Below are 16,207 nucleotides of genomic sequence, written 5' to 3' on the forward strand. Positions count from 1 at the left end.
GAAATCATGGGCTTTTGTTGACATCGCACTGCGAAGTGAAGATAGTGCCCCTGCCGCCGCAAGGCGGCATTTTGAGTTTTTATGGGTTGGTCACAGCCCTGTTGACGACGCCGATTATACAATTGCCGTGATGGTTTGAGGAGACATGCGCCATGGCCGATGCCACGCCGCTTTATGACACATATGCCCGCGCCCCCCTGCGGTTCGAGCGCGGTGAAGGCGTCTGGCTGATCGCCGAGGACGGCACCCGCTATCTCGATTTTGCAGCCGGTGTTGCCGTTAACTCGCTCGGCCACGCGCATCCACATCTTGTGTCGGCATTGAAAGAGCAGGCGGAGAAGGTCTGGCATCTGTCGAACCTCTATGAAGTTCCCGGACAGGAGAGCCTCAGCCGCCGCCTGACGGAAGCGACGTTCGCCGACAAGGTGTTCTTCACCAACTCCGGCGCAGAGGCGCTGGAATGCGCGATCAAGACCGCACGCCGCTATCATTTCTCCAAAGGCAACCCGGAGAAATTCCACATCATCACCTTCGAAGGCGCTTTCCATGGCCGCACGCTGGCCACGATCGCCGCCGGTGGGCAGGCAAAATACCTGGAAGGTTTTGGCCCGAAGGCACCCGGTTTTTATCAGGTGCCGTTTGGTGACATGGGCGCCCTGAAGGCTGCCATCAGCGAAGAGACCGCAGCGATCCTGATCGAGCCGATCCAGGGTGAGGGTGGTATCCGCACCGTGCCAAAGGAATTCATGCAGGAACTGCGTGCCCTCTGCGACGAATACGGCCTGCTGCTCATCCTCGACGAGGTCCAGACCGGCGTCGGCCGGACAGGCAAGCTGTTTGCTCATGAGTGGGCAGGCGTCGCGCCTGATATCATGGCGGTCGCCAAGGGTATTGGCGGCGGTTTTCCGCTCGGTGCTTGCCTTGCGACCGAAGAAGCGGCTTCCGGCATGGTCGCCGGCACCCATGGCTCGACCTATGGCGGCAATCCGCTGGCGATGGCCGTCGGCAATGCTGTTCTCGATGTCATCCTTGCTGACGATTTCCTGCAGCACGTCCGTGATGTGTCGCTGGTGTTCCGGCAGGGGCTTGCGTCGCTTGCCGATCGTTTCCCCGATATTATCGAGGAAATCCGCGGCGAAGGCCTGATGCTCGGCATCAAGGCCAAAGTGCCGTCTGCCGATCTCCTGAAGGCCATCCGCGCCGAGAAACTGCTGGCGGTGCCCGCAGGCGAAAATGTCATCCGCCTGCTGCCGCCGCTGGTGACGACGGCCGAAGAAGCCCGTGAAGGCCTGGCGCGGCTTGAACGCGCCGCCGAACAGCTGAGCGTGGAACGACGACAGGCATCTGCCTGAACGACGCTCCACTGACACGCTGAAAAAACACAGGACTTTGAATAGAATGGCCGGTACCAGACACTTTCTCGATCTTTCTGCCATGACGACAGCCGACCTGAGGTCGATCATCGAGGACGCGCGCGTCCGTAAGGTTGCCACCAAGGCCGGAACAGCTGAAAAGCCGCTGGCCGGCAAGATGCTGGCGATGATCTTCGAAAAGCCCTCGACCCGCACCCGCGTGTCCTTCGATGTCGGCATGCGCCAGCTCGGCGGCGAGACACTGTTCCTGTCCGGCACCGAAATGCAGCTCGGCCGCGCCGAGACCATCGGTGATACCGCCAAGGTCCTGTCCCGCTACGTCGATGCCATCATGATCCGGACCACCGATCACAACCGGCTGCTGGAACTGGCCGAGCACGCCACCGTGCCTGTTATCAACGGCCTGACGGATGCGACGCATCCCTGCCAGATCATGGCCGATATCATGACGTTCGAGGAACATGCAGGCCCCGTAAAGGGCAAGACGATTGCCTGGACCGGCGACGGCAACAATGTGCTGCATTCCTTCATCGAAGGCTCGGCGCGCTTTGGCTACCGGATGAACATGGCTGTGCCGCTCGGCTCGGAACCGGACGACAAGATCCTCAACTGGGCACGCAACAATGGCGGCGAGATCAAGCTCTACCATGATGCCGATCAGGCTGTAGACGGCGCCCATTGCGTGGTGACAGACACCTGGGTGTCGATGAACCAGGAACACCGCGCCCGCGGCCACAACGTTTTTCAGCCATTCCAGGTCAATGCCCAGCTGATGGCGAAGGCCGACAAGGACGCGCTGTTCATGCACTGCCTGCCTGCCCATCGCGGCGAGGAAGTGACGGACGACGTCATCGACGGCAAACAGTCGGTGGTCTTTGATGAAGCCGAGAACCGCCTGCACGCGCAAAAATCCGTTCTTGCGTGGTGCCTTGGCGCTCTCTAGCTGTGCGTAAAAGCGCGCAGCGGTTTTGCGATAACGGCATGCGCCACCAAAGACCTAAAGCGCGCAAAGCGAATCTGAAAGATCGCGGCGCTTTGGCGGTCTTGCCCGGCATATTGAAAACCGGCCAGCGGCACACGATCTATGCAACACGCTGATGACCGGCAGGTGGCACGTCCTCCTTTGCCGGTCATTCGTATTCAGTAATATCCATCCGCGTCGCTGTCCTGATTGGAAGCGATGGCGCGAACGGCCGTTTTTTCAGGAACGATCTGGACAAAGCCGGCCTGCGCAGGATCAATAGAAGCATCGGACAGCGTCCCGGCCTATACGGCGGGCAGACGTCCGGGGGCTAGGAGCAGAGTGATGACGGAAGCAGACTTTGGCCTCGGCCAGTTCGATTTTGCCGGCGACGATCATGTCGTGCCGTTTCAGGTGGAGGGCCTCGACGTGCGCGGCCGTGCGGTCCAGCTCGGCCCGATGCTGGACGCAATCCTCGAGCGCCATAATTATCCCTTGCCGGTCGCGCGCCTCGTGGCCGAAACGGTTGTGCTGACGGTGCTTCTCGGAACCTCGCTGAAGTTTGAAGGCAAGCTCATCATCCAGACCAAGAGCAATGGCCCGGTCGATCTTGTTGTCGCCGACTTCTCGACGCCGGACCGGGTGCGCGCCTATGCCCGTTACAATGAGGAAGCCTTGGCGCTTGCCGAAAAGAACGGCCTGACCCAGCCGCAACATCTGCTGGGCGAAGGTATTCTTGCGTTCACCATCGACCAGGGCACGCATATGCAGCGTTACCAGGGTATCGTGCCGCTGGATGGCGCTTCGCTCGAAGAGATTGCCGGTGTCTATTTCCGCCAGTCGGAACAGATCCCGACCAAGGTGCGCCTCGGCGTCGCCGAATTGCTTGACCGCGATGAAAACGGCAAGCCTCGTCATCGCTGGCGGGCCGGTGGCATGGTCGCGCAGTTTCTGCCGGAAACACTGGAGCGTATGCGCCAGCGGGATCTTCCGGGCGGCGATGGCGCCGACGATAGTTTTGAGGTGGATGATCTCTGGGGTGAAGCCAGTGTCATGGTTCAGACCATCGATGCCGATGAACTGACCGATCCGACCGTTGGCACGGAACGGCTGCTTTACCGGCTATTCCACGAGCGTGGCGTCAAGGTCTATCCGCCCCAGGCAGTGTTCGACAAATGCAGCTGCTCGCGTGAGAAGCTGCGCGATGTCCTGGCAAGTCTCAGCCAGGAGGATGTCGATCATGCGGCTGAGGACGGGCTGGTTTCGGTCACCTGCGAGTTCTGCTCGACGACCTACCGCTTCGAGGCAACAGAAGTGAAGCCGCAGTAAAAAAGCTGCGACCTCAGTTCAACGTCCGGTTCTGGCCGGGCGAATCCAGCGAGAAGGCGGGAATATCGACAGTGAAGGACTCGCCTTCCGCAGTTTCCATCGAATAGTGACCGAACATCACACCCGAGGGTGTGTCGAGCGGGCAGCCTGACGAATATTCGTAGGTATCGCCGGGGTTCAGAACCGGCTGCTCGCCGATGACTCCCGGACCGTTGACCTCGTCCACCTGGCCGTTTTCGTCAGTGATGTGCCAATAGCGCGTCATCAGCCGCACGGTGTCGTCTGAGAGGTTCGAGATCAGGATACGGTAACCCCAGACATAGCGGCTGTCATCCGGATCAGATTGCTCCTCCAGATAATAAGGCTCGACGGTCACCTCGATGTCGCGTGTCAGCGCGCGGTACATATGCAAACCCTTTTCTAGTCTATAGGCGATATTCTACAGCAAGATGGTTTCGTCAAGAATAACGCGCAGGGTAAACTGTAAGGATAGGGCACAGCATGCTGGACGGTCATTTCAGGAAGCGGCTCGACCCCTGGCTGGATCGCGCCGGCCGGAGTTTTGCAGCGCGTGGTATCGGCGCGAATGCCGTGACGATTACGGGCTTCCTGATTGGCCTGGCGGCTGCGGTCGCTATCGTTCTCGACGCTTATGTCTGGGGGTTCATTCTCATCGGCGTCAGCCGGATGTGTGACGGCCTCGACGGTGCCGTTGCCCGGGCGACCCAGAAAACCGATTTCGGCGGTTTCCTTGATATTGTGCTCGATTTCGCCTTCTACGGCCTCATCCCGTTCGCCTTCATTCTGGCAGACCCCTATGAGAACGGTCTTGCCGGCGGGCTGCTGCTGCTGTCGTTTTATGTCAACGGTGCGAGCTTTCTAGCCTTCTCGATCATGGCTGAAAAGCGTGGTCTCGCAACCGATATACGCGGCGTGAAGTCTCTCTATTTTACCACGGGTCTTGCCGAGGCAACGGAAACCATCGCCGTCTTTCTGGCGTTTTGTCTGTTCCCACAATGGTTTTCCGAAATCGCCGTTATCTTTGCGCTCGTCTGTTTTTATACGGCGCTGTCGCGCATCATGCTGGCGCGGGCGAGCTTCAAGGGCGAAACGCGGGCATAGAAAAACGCCCGCATCCAAAGACACGGGCGTTTCACAAAATCCAAAAAAATCAGGCCTGAACCGACTTCAGGGCGCGGGCGAAATCCTCGATTAGGTCTTCGCTGTCCTCGATTCCGGCGGAGAAGCGTACTGTGCCGGGCGAAATACCAAGCTCGGCACGGGCTTCGTCCGAAAGGTTCTTGTGCGTGGTCGTTGCCGGATGCGTGATCAGGCTCTTTGAGTCGCCGAGATTGTTGGAAATCAGCACGGTCTCCAGCGCGTTCTGCAGCGCGAAGGCTGCATCCTTGCCACCCTTCATCTCGAAGCAGACCAGTGTCGATCCACCCTTCATCTGGCGGGCGATGATGTCGGCCTGCGGATGGTCCTTGCGGCCCGGATAGATCACCTTGGCGATCTGGTTCTGCTCGGCGAGGAAATCGGCCACGCGCGAAGCGTTGTCGCTCTGCTGGCGCACGCGCAGCGGCAGGGTCTCGATCCCCTTCAGCAACGTCCAGGCATTGAAAGGCGACAGTGCCGGGCCGGTGTGGCGGAAATAGTCGTGCAGGTGCTCGTTGATCCATTCCTTGTCCGAAAGGATCACACCGCCGAGGCAACGGCCCTGACCGTCGATATGCTTGGTGGCGGAATAGACGACGATATGGGCGCCGAGTTCCAGCGGCTTCTGCAGAAGCGGCGTTGCAAAGACGTTATCGACGATGACCTTGGCGCCGATCTGGTTGGCAATCTTGGCGACGCCTTCGATATCGACCACTTCCAGCGTCGGATTGGTCGGGCTTTCGAGGAAGAACACCTTGGTGTTCGGCTTGACGGCCTTTTCCCAGTTTTCAAGGAAACGCCCGTCGATCAGCGTGAATTCGATCCCGTATTTCGGCGCCAGCGTTTCCACCACCCAGCGGCAGGAGCCGAACAGGGCGCGGGCAGCAACGATGTGATCGCCGGCCTTCAGCTGGCAGAGAATGGCGGCGGAGACCGCAGCCATGCCGGATGCGGTGGCGCGCGCATCTTCGGCGCCTTCCAGCATGCACATGCGCTTTTCGAACATGTCGTTGGTCGGGCTGCCATAGCGCGCATAAATGAAGCCGTCCGTCTCGCCCTTGAAGCGCGCTTCCGCCGCTTCCGAGCTGTCGTAGACAAAGCCTTGCGTCATGAAGATGGCTTCGGAAGTTTCACCATGGTTTGAACGGGTCGTGCCGCCATGAACGAGCTGTGTCGCGGGGCGCCAATTGTTGCTCATCGATTGTCTCTTTCAAAACAAAAAAACCGGCCGCGTAAAGCAAGCCGGTTTCAAACCCGGCCTTTTTAGCTATTTGTTTTACGTGGCTGCAAGCCGACCGGCCAAATCACCACGGGATAAGTCAGTATTTACTGATTAGCCGCGCTTGCGTCAATTCCCGTGAACAAGAAGATATGTCACAGGGACAATTTGGGTTATGACGTGCCGGTTGCGGCAAAGAGGACGATGGAAATGACCAGGGCCACAGGCATTCTAGCCGATCGCGCTATTGCTGCGCTTTTTGATGCAGGACGGTTGAAAAGCGAGGCAAAGCTCGACGCCGACCAGATCCAGCCGGCCAGCCTCGACCTGCGTCTCGGTTCCAAGGCCTTTCGTGTCCGCGCCAGCTTCATGCCAGGCCCCGGTCATCTGGTCGCCGACAAGCTCGACCGGCTGAAACTGCACGTCATCGATCTCTCCGAAGGTGCGGTTCTCGAAACCGGCTGCGTCTACATCGTTCCCTTGATGGAAAGCCTCGATCTTCTGCCGGAAATGTCGGCCTCGGCCAATCCGAAGAGTTCGACCGGCCGCCTCGACATCTTCACCCGTGTCATCACCGACCGCGCCCAGGAATTCGACAAGATTCCGGCAGGCTATTCCGGCCCGCTCTATCTCGAAATCAGCCCGCGCACCTTCCCGGTCATCGTCCGCCGCGGCTCGCGCCTGTCGCAGATCCGCTTCCGTATTGGCCATGCGTTGCTGACTGAAGCCGAAGTGCTGGCGCTGCATGAGAGCGACGTGCTGGTCGCTAGCGAAAAGCCGAACGTTTCGGGCGCTGGTATCGCGCTGTCGATCGATCTCAAGGGCACCGGCGCCGACGGCCTGATCGGCTATCGCGGCAAGCATCACACAGCAGTTATTGACGTCGACAAGAAGGCCGAACATGGCATTTTCGATTTCTGGGAGCCGCTCTACAGCCGCGGCCGCGACGAACTGATCCTCGATCCCGACGAGTTCTACATCCTCGTCTCGCGCGAAGCCGTGCATGTGCCGCCGCTCTATGCCGCCGAGATGACGCCGTTCGATCCGCTGGTCGGCGAATTCCGCGTCCATTATGCTGGCTTCTTCGATCCGGGCTTCGGCCACGTGTCGGCCGGTGGCAAAGGCAGCCGCGCCGTTCTCGAAGTTCGCAGCCACGAAGTGCCGTTTATTCTTGAACACGGCCAGATTGTCGGCCGTCTGGTCTATGAACATATGATGGAGCGCCCTGAAGGTCTTTATGGCCTCGGTCTCGGTTCCAACTACCAGGCGCAGGGGCTGAAACTCTCCAAGCATTTCCGCTCGGAGTAAATTCCGTCCGGAAAACCGGCTGCCGCCTTGACAGGCAGCCGTGCTTGGTGGAAACCTCGGGCGCAAGGCGGGTATGATGTAGTGGTAGCTTGTCAGCTTCCCAAGCTGATCGTGCGGGTTCGATTCCCGCTACCCGCTCCACTTTTTTCTCAAGCCTTTCCAGCCAATCTCCATAGTCTCTCAGGCAGACGGTTCTTCGCTGTGGTCTTTGACCGGAACATGCGGTGTCTTGTTCCAGGAAAACGGATTTGTCCGCAACTCCAGCAGGGCCTTCCATGCGGCGAGTGACATGGCCAGCCAGTAGAGCGGTACGAACATCCAACGCCAGCCGACCGCCCGTTTCTCATGGGTATTCATCCGGTTTCGCCCGAGCGAAATGAAGACCGCGTAGCTGCCGGCAATATTGACGATATCGCAGGTAAACAGCCAGAAGGTCAGCCACCCCTCCGTATGCGTGCTGTCGTCCAGCATCAGCCAGGTCAGATAGGCGAGGAAGCCGACGATGATGGGATGGCTGAGTGCGGACAATAGCAGTCCGGCGATCAGGATCTGGAAGACGATAAAGGCCGGCCAGCCCATCTCCCCGGCCAGTTGGCCGGGCTTGCGCATCAGCACCAGCCATGTCTGCAGCCATCCCTTGAACCAGCGTGTGCGCTGGCCGAGCCACACGGACCGCGCAACCGGTGCTTCCTCCAGCGTCGGCTTGAAGATGACGCGTGAGCGATAGCCAAGCCGATGGAGCCTGAGCCCGAGATCGGCGTCTTCGGTCACGTTATAGGGATCCCAACCGCCGATCTTTCTCAGTTCCGCAGTGCGAAAATGATTGGAAGTACCCCCAAGCGGCAGAGGCAGGCCGGTCAGGGAAAGCATCGGCAGCAATCCGCGAAACAGCCCGGCATATTCCAGCGCAAACAAGGCACTCCACCAGGATTGCCGCGCATTGGTGATGATCAGTGGCGCCTGCAGGCAGATCACGCGCGGTGGTGCCGCCGCAAACGCAGAATGGGCCTCGCGCAACTGGCCTGGATGCGGCCGGTCCTCGGCGTCATAGACCGTTAAGTAGGTGCCACGGACCCCGGGTAGGGCATAGCTCAGGGCTTTCGGTTTGGTGCGGGGCATGTGGACAGGCACCACAACGATCTCGTATTCACGCGCCAGCCGCAAAGCTTTCAGCGCCGCGATGGTTGCCGCATCGTCCTCCTCGCAGATCAGCTTGATGTCGAGCCGCGAGCGTGGCCATTCGAGCTGGTTGAGCGCGTGAACAAGCTGCGCCACAACGTTTTCTTCCCTGTAAAGCGCGACGAGCACGGAATAGACCGGCAACGGGTCGGCATCGTCCGGTGGTTCCGGCCGCCGCTCTCCGCGCTCCTGCACCAAGGCGAAGACGAGCGCGTAGAGCCGCACGAGGAAATTGGCAAGATAGAACAGCGTCAGCAGGATATGCAGGATCAGCATGCTGACCAACGGAGCGACGACTGCCGCCGCGACCATGGTGCACAGAACGATCCCGGTATAAAAACCTTGCTTGCCCCAGAAGGTGACGCGGGCACTGTGGAGTGGCGCTGTCTCAAACAACGAGCGTGTCACCGCCGAAACCCGTCGTTGACTGCCGGCCCGCCAGGCGGCCTCCCGCACCGCTGACGGCGTCGACACCGCGAGCGACCGGCGCAGCAGCGGCGTTCGCTGCAGAAGTGCGGAAAGCTCGGCGAGCCGGCCAAGCGTTGGAACGATCACGGTGACCGGCGGCCGGCTCGCATGGTGGATCCGCACGATCTCCGGCCGGGCGATCTGGGTGTCGAGCCCCTCTATGTCCTGAACCCGGCTGGAATCTATGGTGGCCATGAATTCCAACCCGAGTGTTTCCGCCAGCGCTTCGAAACAGATGGTTTCGTCGATCTCACCGGATGCGAGCAGCTCTTCCTCGACGGTCGTGCCATGCGCTTGCGCGCGTTGCATGGCCTGCGCGATCGAAGGTTTGCCGATACCCATCTGAAGGAGCAGGCGGCCCTCTTGCTTCAGCGCCGGCGTGAATCTTTCCGCAGCGGCATCAGGCTGTGATCGCCTGACCGGCAGCTCATTCTTGGTAGCCATTCCGGAATTGTCCGGATATTCTTCCAGACGCATGAAACCCCATTGCCGCGCGGCGCGGCAATACCCCCTATTTCGCCCCAGGAATAATCATAATGTTACGCGCATTCCGTGCATCTCTAAAATTTTACGGGATTTTCACGCTTTGCGTGTTGTCAGTTGCACTTTTCCCGCGCATGTCACGCGCTGCGGACGGAGTTCACGACCTGCCAATGTTATTTGACGCGCGGGAGCGCATCGCAAAGCCCGACCTTAGTGGTCTGGCGCGCCTTCGGTTTTTGACAACCGTAGATTTCCCGCCGTTCAATTTCATCGACCAGTCCGGCAAGCTTGCCGGCTTCCATGTGGATCTGGTCCGCGAGATTTGCCAGGAATTGGACATCGCCGCCAAATGCCAGATCCAGGCCGTGACCTTCGCGGAGTTACAACCGGCCCTGGAAGGCGGGCAAGGCGAGGCCGTGATTGCCGGAATCGGTACCAGCTCGGAATTGCGCCAGCGGTTTGCCTTTTCGCGGGCGTTCATGAAGCTTCCGGCCCGGTTTGCTGCCAACCGTCAGGTGGTGGGAAACACGCTTTCGATGGCATCACTGGCGGGCAAGCCCGTCGGTATTGTCACGGGTACCACGCATGAGGCGATGTTCAAGGCGTTCTTTCCAAAACTCGAAGCGCGCTCATTTCCGAGCCGCGACGCCATGCTGGCGGCCCTGAAGCAGGGGGGCGTTGCCGCAGTGTTTTCAGACGGCATGCAATTGTCCTTCTGGACGGCGGGTAGCGATGCTGCCGGTTGCTGCGCGCTGATCGAGGGCGCTTATTTCTCGCAACGCTTTCTCGGTGAGGGCTTGGCGATCATGAACCGCAAGGGCGATTCGGCCCTGACGCAGGCGATTGACCATGCATTGCTGGAACTGTCCCGCAAGGGCCGGCTGAACGAGATCTATCTGCGCTATTTCCCGGCCGGGATTTATTGAAGCGCGGTCATTCTCTTCGAAACGGCAGCACCAGCGACCAGAAGAGCCGGGCAGGCGAAGGGTTGGGATATTGTGAAAGCCCGATCTGCATGGCTTCGGGCGCACGCCTCGATCGCTCCCGGTAGGTTGAAAACAACCGGTCCCAGATGGAAAGATTGAAGCCGTAATTCGTGTCGGTTTCGTCCGGCTCGGCGGAGTGATGGATGCTGTGCATGTCCGGCGTAACGATCAGGTGGCGCAACATGCCATCGATGCGGGCGGGAAGTTTCAGATTGGCATGATTGAACATCGCTGCACCATTCAGCACGATCTCGAAAATCAGGACGCTGACCGGTGGCGCGCCGATCGCCAGGATGACAACCGATTTCCACAGGACGGACAAAAGGATTTCCAGCGGGTGGAAGCGCAGCGCCGTCGTCAGGTCCAGTCCGGTATCGGCATGGTGAACCCGGTGGATGCGCCAGAACAGTGGCACCTTGTGGAAAATCACATGCTCGAGCCAGATGGCGAAATCGAGAATGACGAAGGCGAGGATGCCGCTGACGAATGGTGGCAAGCCGAGCATCGGCAAAAGCCCGTAGCCGTGGGCGTCTGCGTAGAGAGCGACACCGGTGGCCGCGGCCGGGAAGATCATCCGCAGCATCAGCGATGACAGGACGAGGATGGAAAGATTGGTGAACCAGCGCCGGGCCTTCAGGGCGCGCATCAGCTCCGGGCGTTCCAGCCGGGGATGCAGCAGTTCGAGTGCGGCAAGCGACAGAAAGAGTGTCGCGAAGAAGGTCAGGCGCCAGATAGGTTCGCCGAACCCCAATATCTCTACCGTCATGCAGTCCCCATCCTCGTCTCGCGGATGGCCATTCTACCGGGACGGTGATCGAGGTGAACGCACTTTGGCGTGAAGCGGAAGCCCGCTTCGTTCACTTGCGGAAACGGGCCATGGCACCGCGCTCGATTGCGGCGCACGTCAGTTTGTCCAGCCCCAACCGGTCGCGCAACAGTTGCAGCAGCCGTATTTCCTCCTGGCGGATGGAAAGATCGGCGGCGGCGATCTCGACTGCCAGCGCATAGGCCGTGTCGTAGAGACGCGCGGGAAGGGCTTCACGCACGACCTCAAGCGCGATGTCCAGCCCCTCCGGGCCGTCGAGAAGAGCTGTGCATTCCCGTGCCGCATGCACCAGATGATCATGGTCGAAACCGTCAAACACCGGCAGGAAGCTGGTCAACCTGCCAATGCGCTCGAGTTCATTGTCGGTCATTGCGGTATCGACAGCCGACATCATGACCATGACGTAGATGAGGGCTTCGTGATGGCTCAGGGTGTCAGGCATGGGATATCCGTACTGCTGTGGTGTAATGTGAGGTATGGGCAGGCGTTGCCGGTTACAAGCCCTGTTCAAGCGTGCTCGCGTCTGTGTCCACACTTCCTGGCACGGTCTTTTCCTCCCGTGGTGCTGGATAAATACTGAACGTGCGCGGGTCGTCTCCGAAAAAGCCGTGACGGGATTTTTGGGCTGCCTCCACCTTATCGGCGAGCGCTGATCCCGCCGGCACTTCTGCCCATCCGCGCTCGGCAAGCCAAGCGGCAGGATCGATGTTGTTAAGGCTGCAGCTGGTGGTCAGCGTTCCCTGCCACCCCTTTTCCGGGACATTGCACAAAAGCGCGCGAGACCTGATGAAGTTGCGCAGCGCCGTTCGCGCGATGACGCCGCACGGCCAAGTCTTGCCCGCTTCGCCGCACATGCGGTCAGACGCTTGCGGCACGATCCCGTCCAATTGCAGCAGCCGGTCGCCGAACTGGATCAGGCCCGCCGACAATGCCACCGGATGGCGCAGAACAGCGGGAGCCGATTCCGGTTTTGCAATGGACGGTGACAGAGGCGTCCGGGGCTCGATGCGCTCCAGTGGTTGGGACGTGACCTCCTGCGGCAGGCCGAACTGCTCCGGAGCGATATCGCGAACGGATTTGCTTTCGGATTCGCCCGTAGCGTTGACGGCGCCACTGCCGGCGGAATTTTCCAATGCCGGTTCGCTGCTGTCCACCGTTTGGTCGCCGGTGCTCATATCGTCGCCACCGAGATCAGGAACATCGGTGATGTCGGGCGTTTCAAGTGTGAAGTCCTGGGTCTCGGCACCTTGCCGCCCCTGGATAATCGATGCACCGGTCAACAGGAGAGCGACGGTCAGGGCAATTCCGGCCAAACCGCCGCCGATGGTAAGCAAGTGCCGCTTCATCAGGAAAACTGTCCTATTGGCTTGCCCAAATGATGCGGGCGACCCATTCGACGTCGCTGAGCTCGAATGTGCGATTGGGGTGTTCGGGATTGAGTGAAAGCAGCTCGATGTTGCGCGGGGTCTGGCGCACCAGCACTTTGGCCATGACTTCGCCCTCGTTGGTCTTGACCACCACGCGGTCACCGCGGCGGATCTGTGCGCCGGGTTCGACAATCAGCACATCGCCGTCGCGATAGAGCGGCAACATGCTGTCGCCCTGGATTTCCAGCGCATAGACGCCTGCCTTGGTGCCGGGGGCTGCCGGAAACTCGACAACGTCCCAGCCTTGGCCTGCGGGGAAACCACCATCGTCGAAGAAGCCGCCAGCCCCGGCCTGGGCAAAGCCGAGAAGGGGGATGGAGCCAGTCTGCGGCGGAAAGGCGCCCTCCGGCAGGGCGTTGGAAACAGGCCCCGGCCGCAGGAATTCCATGAACTGATTGATCGTCGATCCGGTGGCGTCAAGAACCTTGGCAATCGATTCCGTCGAAGGCCAACGCTCGCGCCCATCGGCGGAATGGCGCTTGGACTTGTTGAAAGAGGTCGGATCGAGCCCGGCCCGCCGGGCGAGGCCCGAAGGGGACAGTTGATGCCGTTCGGCGAGCGCATCGATCGCACTCCAGATCCGGTCATGTGAAAACATCGTTGCGCATCCTGCGAGCGGTGAAGCGTGACGCTTTCCTGGGTGTTCTGGCTTCTTGCTGTCTCGATTGATTGTCTATCCAGATTAGCCAAAATGTGGCGGAGAGTAAAGTGTGAAAGGAAAATAATCCTGTCGTTTCGCTGGCGCCCTTGCATCTGTCCCGATTGAAATACACCACATGCGGCCTATACTCCGATAGACCTTATCCTGCTGGTTGCGAGGCGCCGCATTTGTTCTCCATTTTGAAGTCCGAAATTCTCCTGGGCGCAGCGCTGGTTTTTGCGGCTGCAGGTTTCCTGTTCGAACATGCGCTGCTTCAGTCTGGGCAAATGGCGGCTCTTGCCGGTGCGGCCGTACTGGTCTTTGCCATCGTGCTCGCATCATTGCGGGTCGCTCATCATGCGGAAGTGCTGGCCGCCAAGGTTGGCGATCCCTATGGCACGATGATTCTGACCTTGTCGGCTGTTCTCGTCGAGGTGATCATCCTGGCGATCATGATGAGCGGCGAAGAAATATCGCCGACCCTGGTGCGCGACACGATCTATTCCGCCGTCATGCTCGACATTAACGGTATTCTCGGGCTCGCAGCGCTGCTCGGCGGCCTGAAACACGGCGAGCAATCCTATAATGACGATTCCAGCCGCACCTACAGCGTCATGATCCTGACGGCGATGGGTATCTCGATGATCGTGCCGGAATTCGTTCCGCAGGCAAAATGGCACCTCTATTCCGCCTTCACCATCGTGGCTATGGTCACACTCTACGCGGTGTTTTTGAAGATGCAGGTCGGCGTGCACAGCTACTTTTTCAGCTACAGCTATCCCAAGCGCGAAGGTGGCGAAAAACACCCGTCAGAGAACGAACCGGTGGCGGTGTCCATCACCATCCTGATCATCGGTGTCGTCATTATCGGTGTGCTCGCCGAAATCATGTCCGGTCTTTTGACAGCCGGCCTGAAAGGCAGCGGTGCGCCGCCGGTACTGGCTGCAATCGTCGTCGCTGCCATTTCCGCCTCGCCTGAGATCATGACGGCGATGCGGGCAGCCCTTGCCAACCGGATGCAGGCCGTCGTCAACATCGCGCTCGGCGCTTCGCTCTCCACCGTCATCCTGACGGTGCCGGTGATGGAGGCCATCGCGCTCTATACCGGCCAGCCCTTCATCATGGCGATGACGCCGGTGCAGACGGTGATGGTGACGATCACCCTGATCGTTGCCGCGATCAACCTCAATGACGGCGAAACCAATGCCATCGAGGGCATGACCCATTTCGTGCTGTTTGCCACCTTTGTCATGCTGTCGGTGATCGGTCTTTGACAGGACGGCAGTGAGGCTCAAGGTCCAGATGGTCTGAATCAAGGCCGGGCGATCTCACCGGGCGTTATTTTCCGGCGCGCCCTCATTTTTCGCCACACGACGCGCTGTCAAACCTCTTCCTTGTGTGCTGGCCTCGCGATATCACAGATCGCGCGCGATTTGCGCAGCACCCCGGGAGCCCTCCGTGAATACCTCCGTGCTTTCAGGCATTCTGCTGACGATCTTTTCCTATTTCCTGTTCACGCTGCAGGACGCCTCGGTCAAATGGCTCGTGGTGGCGCTGCCGGTCTGGCAGATCCTGTTCGTGCGCAGCGTGACGATCTTTGCAATCTGTACCGCGATCGGCCGTGGTCCGCTGCTCATCCGCTCGTGGCGCTCGCCGGTTCTGAAGCCAATGGTGCTCCGCAATCTGCTGCTTTTGGCCGCCTGGCTTTCCTACTATACTGCAGCCCGCGAATTGGGCCTCGCGGAGTTGACGACGCTCTATTATGCCGCCCCGATCCTGATCACCATTCTGGCGGTGCCGATCCTCAAGGAGCACGTGCCACCGCTGCGCTGGATCGCCGTCGTTGTCGGCTTTATCGGCGTGCTGGTGGCGACCGATCCGTTCGGGAGCAATATGAAGCTGTCCCTGCCAGTCTGGCTGGCGTTGCAGGCAGCGGTGTTCTGGGCAATTTCGACCGTACTGTTGCGCAAGACCGCGCTACAGGAAGTGACCTTGGTGCAGATGACGTTGTCCAGCGGCTTCTTCATCCTGTTCACCGGCATAGCCGTTGTCGTCACCTGGGTCCCGCCGAGCCTTCTCGATGTCGCCTTGATGGTGGGCACGGGGATGATTGCCGGCATCGCGCAATATGCCTTGTTCGAGGGCATGCGCCGGGCGCCGGTCTCTGTGCTGGCGCCGTTCGAATATTCGTCGCTGATCTGGGCCTTCGGGCTCGGATTCCTGATCTGGGGCGATATTCCCGCCTCCCAGGTCTTCTTCGGTGCGGCGCTGATCTTTTCGGCCGGTATTATCATCATCCTGGGCGAACGCTTCGGCCGGCGTCTGCGGGCCGGTTAGGCTTTCTTGTCGATGAAGCGGCGGAAAGCTTCCAGCGTCTCGACGCTGACATGATGTTCGATGCCCTCGGCATCGATGCGGGCGGTTTCCGGGCTGACGCCGAGGCAGCGCAGAAAAGCCTCGACCGTCTGGTGACGGGCGCGGCTTTCAAGTGCCATTTTCTGGCCAGCCTCGGTCAGGAACACACCGCGATAGGGCTTGCGCGACACCAGTCCTTCGGAAGCAAGCCTTGCCAGCATCTTGGCAACCGTCGGCTGCGCCACGCCGAGGCGGGCGGCGATATCCACCTGGCGCGCCTCGTTGCCATCCTCGATCAGGTCGGCGATCAGTTCGACATAATCCTCGATCAGCGCACCGCGACGTGCTTCGCGGGTTTGCCGAAAGCCCTCGGAATGAATGTCCGCGTCTGGGAGCGGGTCCGTGCGTGGAACAGGGCGGCGCGGCAAAACGGTGATATCCTCTCGAGTTTCTTAATCGATGCTTTTGAGGTTTCATAACACGGGCTCGGATTTT

Annotated in this window: 16 protein-coding genes, 1 tRNA gene and 1 riboswitch; of the genes, 9 read left to right on the forward strand and 8 right to left on the reverse strand. The window is 60.0% G+C overall.

The annotated features are described in order from the left end of the window. Positions 1 to 152: 152 nt before the first annotated feature. The 3 genes from R6X40_RS14060 to R6X40_RS14070 all read left to right on the forward strand — a co-directional run bounded on the left by R6X40_RS14060 (position 153) and on the right by R6X40_RS14070 (position 3,663). Positions 153 to 1,352 carry an aspartate aminotransferase family protein gene (locus R6X40_RS14060; protein WP_318414416.1) on the forward strand — a complete coding sequence of 400 codons (1,200 nt, stop codon included), beginning with the start codon at positions 153 to 155 and terminating at the stop codon, positions 1,350 to 1,352. Positions 1,353 to 1,398: 46 nt separating this feature from the next. Continuing rightward, positions 1,399 to 2,316 (forward strand): ornithine carbamoyltransferase, encoded by a 918-nt coding sequence (argF, locus tag R6X40_RS14065; RefSeq protein ID WP_318414417.1) that lies wholly within the window; start codon positions 1,399 to 1,401, stop codon positions 2,314 to 2,316. 363 nt (positions 2,317 to 2,679) lie between these two features. Then, positions 2,680 to 3,663, forward strand: coding sequence for an Hsp33 family molecular chaperone (locus R6X40_RS14070; RefSeq protein WP_318414418.1), 984 nt, complete (start codon positions 2,680 to 2,682; stop codon positions 3,661 to 3,663). Between the two features lie 13 nt (positions 3,664 to 3,676). Here the strand turns inward: R6X40_RS14070 and apaG are convergent, their stop codons facing one another. Beyond that, entirely contained in the window at positions 3,677 to 4,069 is a 393-nt protein-coding gene (gene apaG, locus R6X40_RS14075; RefSeq protein ID WP_318414419.1) for a Co2+/Mg2+ efflux protein ApaG, read from the reverse strand. Between the two features lie 95 nt (positions 4,070 to 4,164). Between apaG and R6X40_RS14080 the strand changes: the two genes are divergently transcribed. Next, positions 4,165 to 4,785 carry a CDP-alcohol phosphatidyltransferase family protein gene (locus R6X40_RS14080; RefSeq protein ID WP_318414420.1) on the forward strand — a complete coding sequence of 207 codons (621 nt, stop codon included), beginning with the start codon at positions 4,165 to 4,167 and terminating at the stop codon, positions 4,783 to 4,785. A 49-nt stretch (positions 4,786 to 4,834) separates the two neighbouring features. On the opposite strand, the gene R6X40_RS14085 is transcribed toward R6X40_RS14080, so the two are convergent. Then, the gene (locus R6X40_RS14085) at positions 4,835 to 6,019 is read right to left on the reverse strand and encodes an O-succinylhomoserine sulfhydrylase (protein WP_318414421.1); all 1,185 of its coding nucleotides are present in this window, start codon (positions 6,017 to 6,019) and stop codon (positions 4,835 to 4,837) included. A gap of 44 nt (positions 6,020 to 6,063) precedes the next feature. After that, a riboswitch (SAM riboswitch) is annotated at positions 6,064 to 6,142 on the reverse strand. Between the two features lie 108 nt (positions 6,143 to 6,250). Between R6X40_RS14085 and R6X40_RS14090 the strand changes: the two genes are divergently transcribed. After that, the gene (locus R6X40_RS14090) at positions 6,251 to 7,348 is read left to right on the forward strand and encodes a 2'-deoxycytidine 5'-triphosphate deaminase (protein ID WP_318414422.1); all 1,098 of its coding nucleotides are present in this window, start codon (positions 6,251 to 6,253) and stop codon (positions 7,346 to 7,348) included. Between the two features lie 67 nt (positions 7,349 to 7,415). Continuing rightward, positions 7,416 to 7,489, forward strand: a tRNA-Gly gene (locus R6X40_RS14095). 39 nt (positions 7,490 to 7,528) lie between these two features. Here R6X40_RS14095 and R6X40_RS14100 read toward each other — a convergent pair. Further along, positions 7,529 to 9,439, reverse strand: a complete 1,911-nt coding sequence (locus R6X40_RS14100) for a glycosyltransferase family 2 protein (RefSeq protein ID WP_318414423.1) — start codon at positions 9,437 to 9,439, stop codon at positions 7,529 to 7,531. Positions 9,440 to 9,531: 92 nt separating this feature from the next. On the opposite strand from R6X40_RS14100, the gene R6X40_RS14105 reads away from it, so the two are divergent. Beyond that, positions 9,532 to 10,404 carry a transporter substrate-binding domain-containing protein gene (locus tag R6X40_RS14105; protein ID WP_412178381.1) on the forward strand — a complete coding sequence of 291 codons (873 nt, stop codon included), beginning with the start codon at positions 9,532 to 9,534 and terminating at the stop codon, positions 10,402 to 10,404. A gap of 7 nt (positions 10,405 to 10,411) precedes the next feature. Here R6X40_RS14105 and R6X40_RS14110 read toward each other — a convergent pair whose 3' ends face one another. From R6X40_RS14110 to R6X40_RS14125, 4 genes are all read right to left on the reverse strand, one after another. Beyond that, complete coding sequence (locus tag R6X40_RS14110) at positions 10,412 to 11,230, reverse strand: sterol desaturase family protein (RefSeq protein WP_318414424.1); 819 nt, start codon at positions 11,228 to 11,230, stop codon at positions 10,412 to 10,414. A 91-nt stretch (positions 11,231 to 11,321) separates the two neighbouring features. Further along, positions 11,322 to 11,732 (reverse strand): tellurite resistance TerB family protein, encoded by a 411-nt coding sequence (locus tag R6X40_RS14115; RefSeq protein ID WP_318414425.1) that lies wholly within the window; start codon positions 11,730 to 11,732, stop codon positions 11,322 to 11,324. A 52-nt stretch (positions 11,733 to 11,784) separates the two neighbouring features. Next, a complete protein-coding gene (locus tag R6X40_RS14120; protein WP_318414426.1) occupies positions 11,785 to 12,636 on the reverse strand; it encodes a thermonuclease family protein in 852 nt (283 codons plus the stop codon). A gap of 13 nt (positions 12,637 to 12,649) precedes the next feature. Further along, complete coding sequence (locus tag R6X40_RS14125; protein ID WP_318414427.1) at positions 12,650 to 13,315, reverse strand: helix-turn-helix transcriptional regulator; 666 nt, start codon at positions 13,313 to 13,315, stop codon at positions 12,650 to 12,652. A gap of 230 nt (positions 13,316 to 13,545) precedes the next feature. Here R6X40_RS14125 and R6X40_RS14130 point away from each other — a divergent pair, with 230 nt between their 5' ends. Both R6X40_RS14130 and R6X40_RS14135 read left to right on the forward strand, forming a co-directional pair. After that, positions 13,546 to 14,631: a calcium:proton antiporter gene (locus tag R6X40_RS14130; RefSeq protein WP_318414428.1), complete on the forward strand. Its 1,086-nt coding sequence runs from the start codon at positions 13,546 to 13,548 to the stop codon at positions 14,629 to 14,631. A gap of 184 nt (positions 14,632 to 14,815) precedes the next feature. After that, positions 14,816 to 15,694: a DMT family transporter gene (locus tag R6X40_RS14135; RefSeq protein WP_318414429.1), complete on the forward strand. Its 879-nt coding sequence runs from the start codon at positions 14,816 to 14,818 to the stop codon at positions 15,692 to 15,694. Here the strand turns inward: R6X40_RS14135 and mntR are convergent. Continuing rightward, positions 15,691 to 16,140, reverse strand: coding sequence for a manganese-binding transcriptional regulator MntR (gene mntR / locus R6X40_RS14140; RefSeq protein WP_318414430.1), 450 nt, complete (start codon positions 16,138 to 16,140; stop codon positions 15,691 to 15,693). The genes R6X40_RS14135 and mntR overlap by 4 nt on opposite strands. Between the last annotated feature and the right edge of the window lie 67 nt (positions 16,141 to 16,207).

Source organism: Rhizobium sp. PL01, from assembly GCF_033447125.1.
Classification (GTDB): domain Bacteria; phylum Pseudomonadota; class Alphaproteobacteria; order Rhizobiales; family Rhizobiaceae; genus Pararhizobium.

What these genes read in the sequence shown, in the direction of transcription:
- R6X40_RS14060 (WP_318414416.1), top strand. Translation starts at nt 153, where the DNA reads ATGGCCGATGCCACGCCGCTTTATGACACATATGCCCGCGCCCCCCTG.
- argF (WP_318414417.1), top strand. Translation starts at nt 1,399, where the DNA reads ATGGCCGGTACCAGACACTTTCTCGATCTTTCTGCCATGACGACAGCC.
- R6X40_RS14070 (WP_318414418.1), top strand. Translation starts at nt 2,680, where the DNA reads ATGACGGAAGCAGACTTTGGCCTCGGCCAGTTCGATTTTGCCGGCGAC.
- apaG (WP_318414419.1), bottom strand. Translation starts at nt 4,069, where the DNA reads ATGTACCGCGCGCTGACACGCGACATCGAGGTGACCGTCGAGCCTTAT.
- R6X40_RS14080 (WP_318414420.1), top strand. Translation starts at nt 4,165, where the DNA reads ATGCTGGACGGTCATTTCAGGAAGCGGCTCGACCCCTGGCTGGATCGC.
- R6X40_RS14085 (WP_318414421.1), bottom strand. Translation starts at nt 6,019, where the DNA reads ATGAGCAACAATTGGCGCCCCGCGACACAGCTCGTTCATGGCGGCACG.
- R6X40_RS14090 (WP_318414422.1), top strand. Translation starts at nt 6,251, where the DNA reads ATGACCAGGGCCACAGGCATTCTAGCCGATCGCGCTATTGCTGCGCTT.
- R6X40_RS14100 (WP_318414423.1), bottom strand. Translation starts at nt 9,439, where the DNA reads ATGGCTACCAAGAATGAGCTGCCGGTCAGGCGATCACAGCCTGATGCC.
- R6X40_RS14105 (WP_412178381.1), top strand. Translation starts at nt 9,532, where the DNA reads ATGTTACGCGCATTCCGTGCATCTCTAAAATTTTACGGGATTTTCACG.
- R6X40_RS14110 (WP_318414424.1), bottom strand. Translation starts at nt 11,230, where the DNA reads ATGACGGTAGAGATATTGGGGTTCGGCGAACCTATCTGGCGCCTGACC.
- R6X40_RS14115 (WP_318414425.1), bottom strand. Translation starts at nt 11,732, where the DNA reads ATGCCTGACACCCTGAGCCATCACGAAGCCCTCATCTACGTCATGGTC.
- R6X40_RS14120 (WP_318414426.1), bottom strand. Translation starts at nt 12,636, where the DNA reads ATGAAGCGGCACTTGCTTACCATCGGCGGCGGTTTGGCCGGAATTGCC.
- R6X40_RS14125 (WP_318414427.1), bottom strand. Translation starts at nt 13,315, where the DNA reads ATGTTTTCACATGACCGGATCTGGAGTGCGATCGATGCGCTCGCCGAA.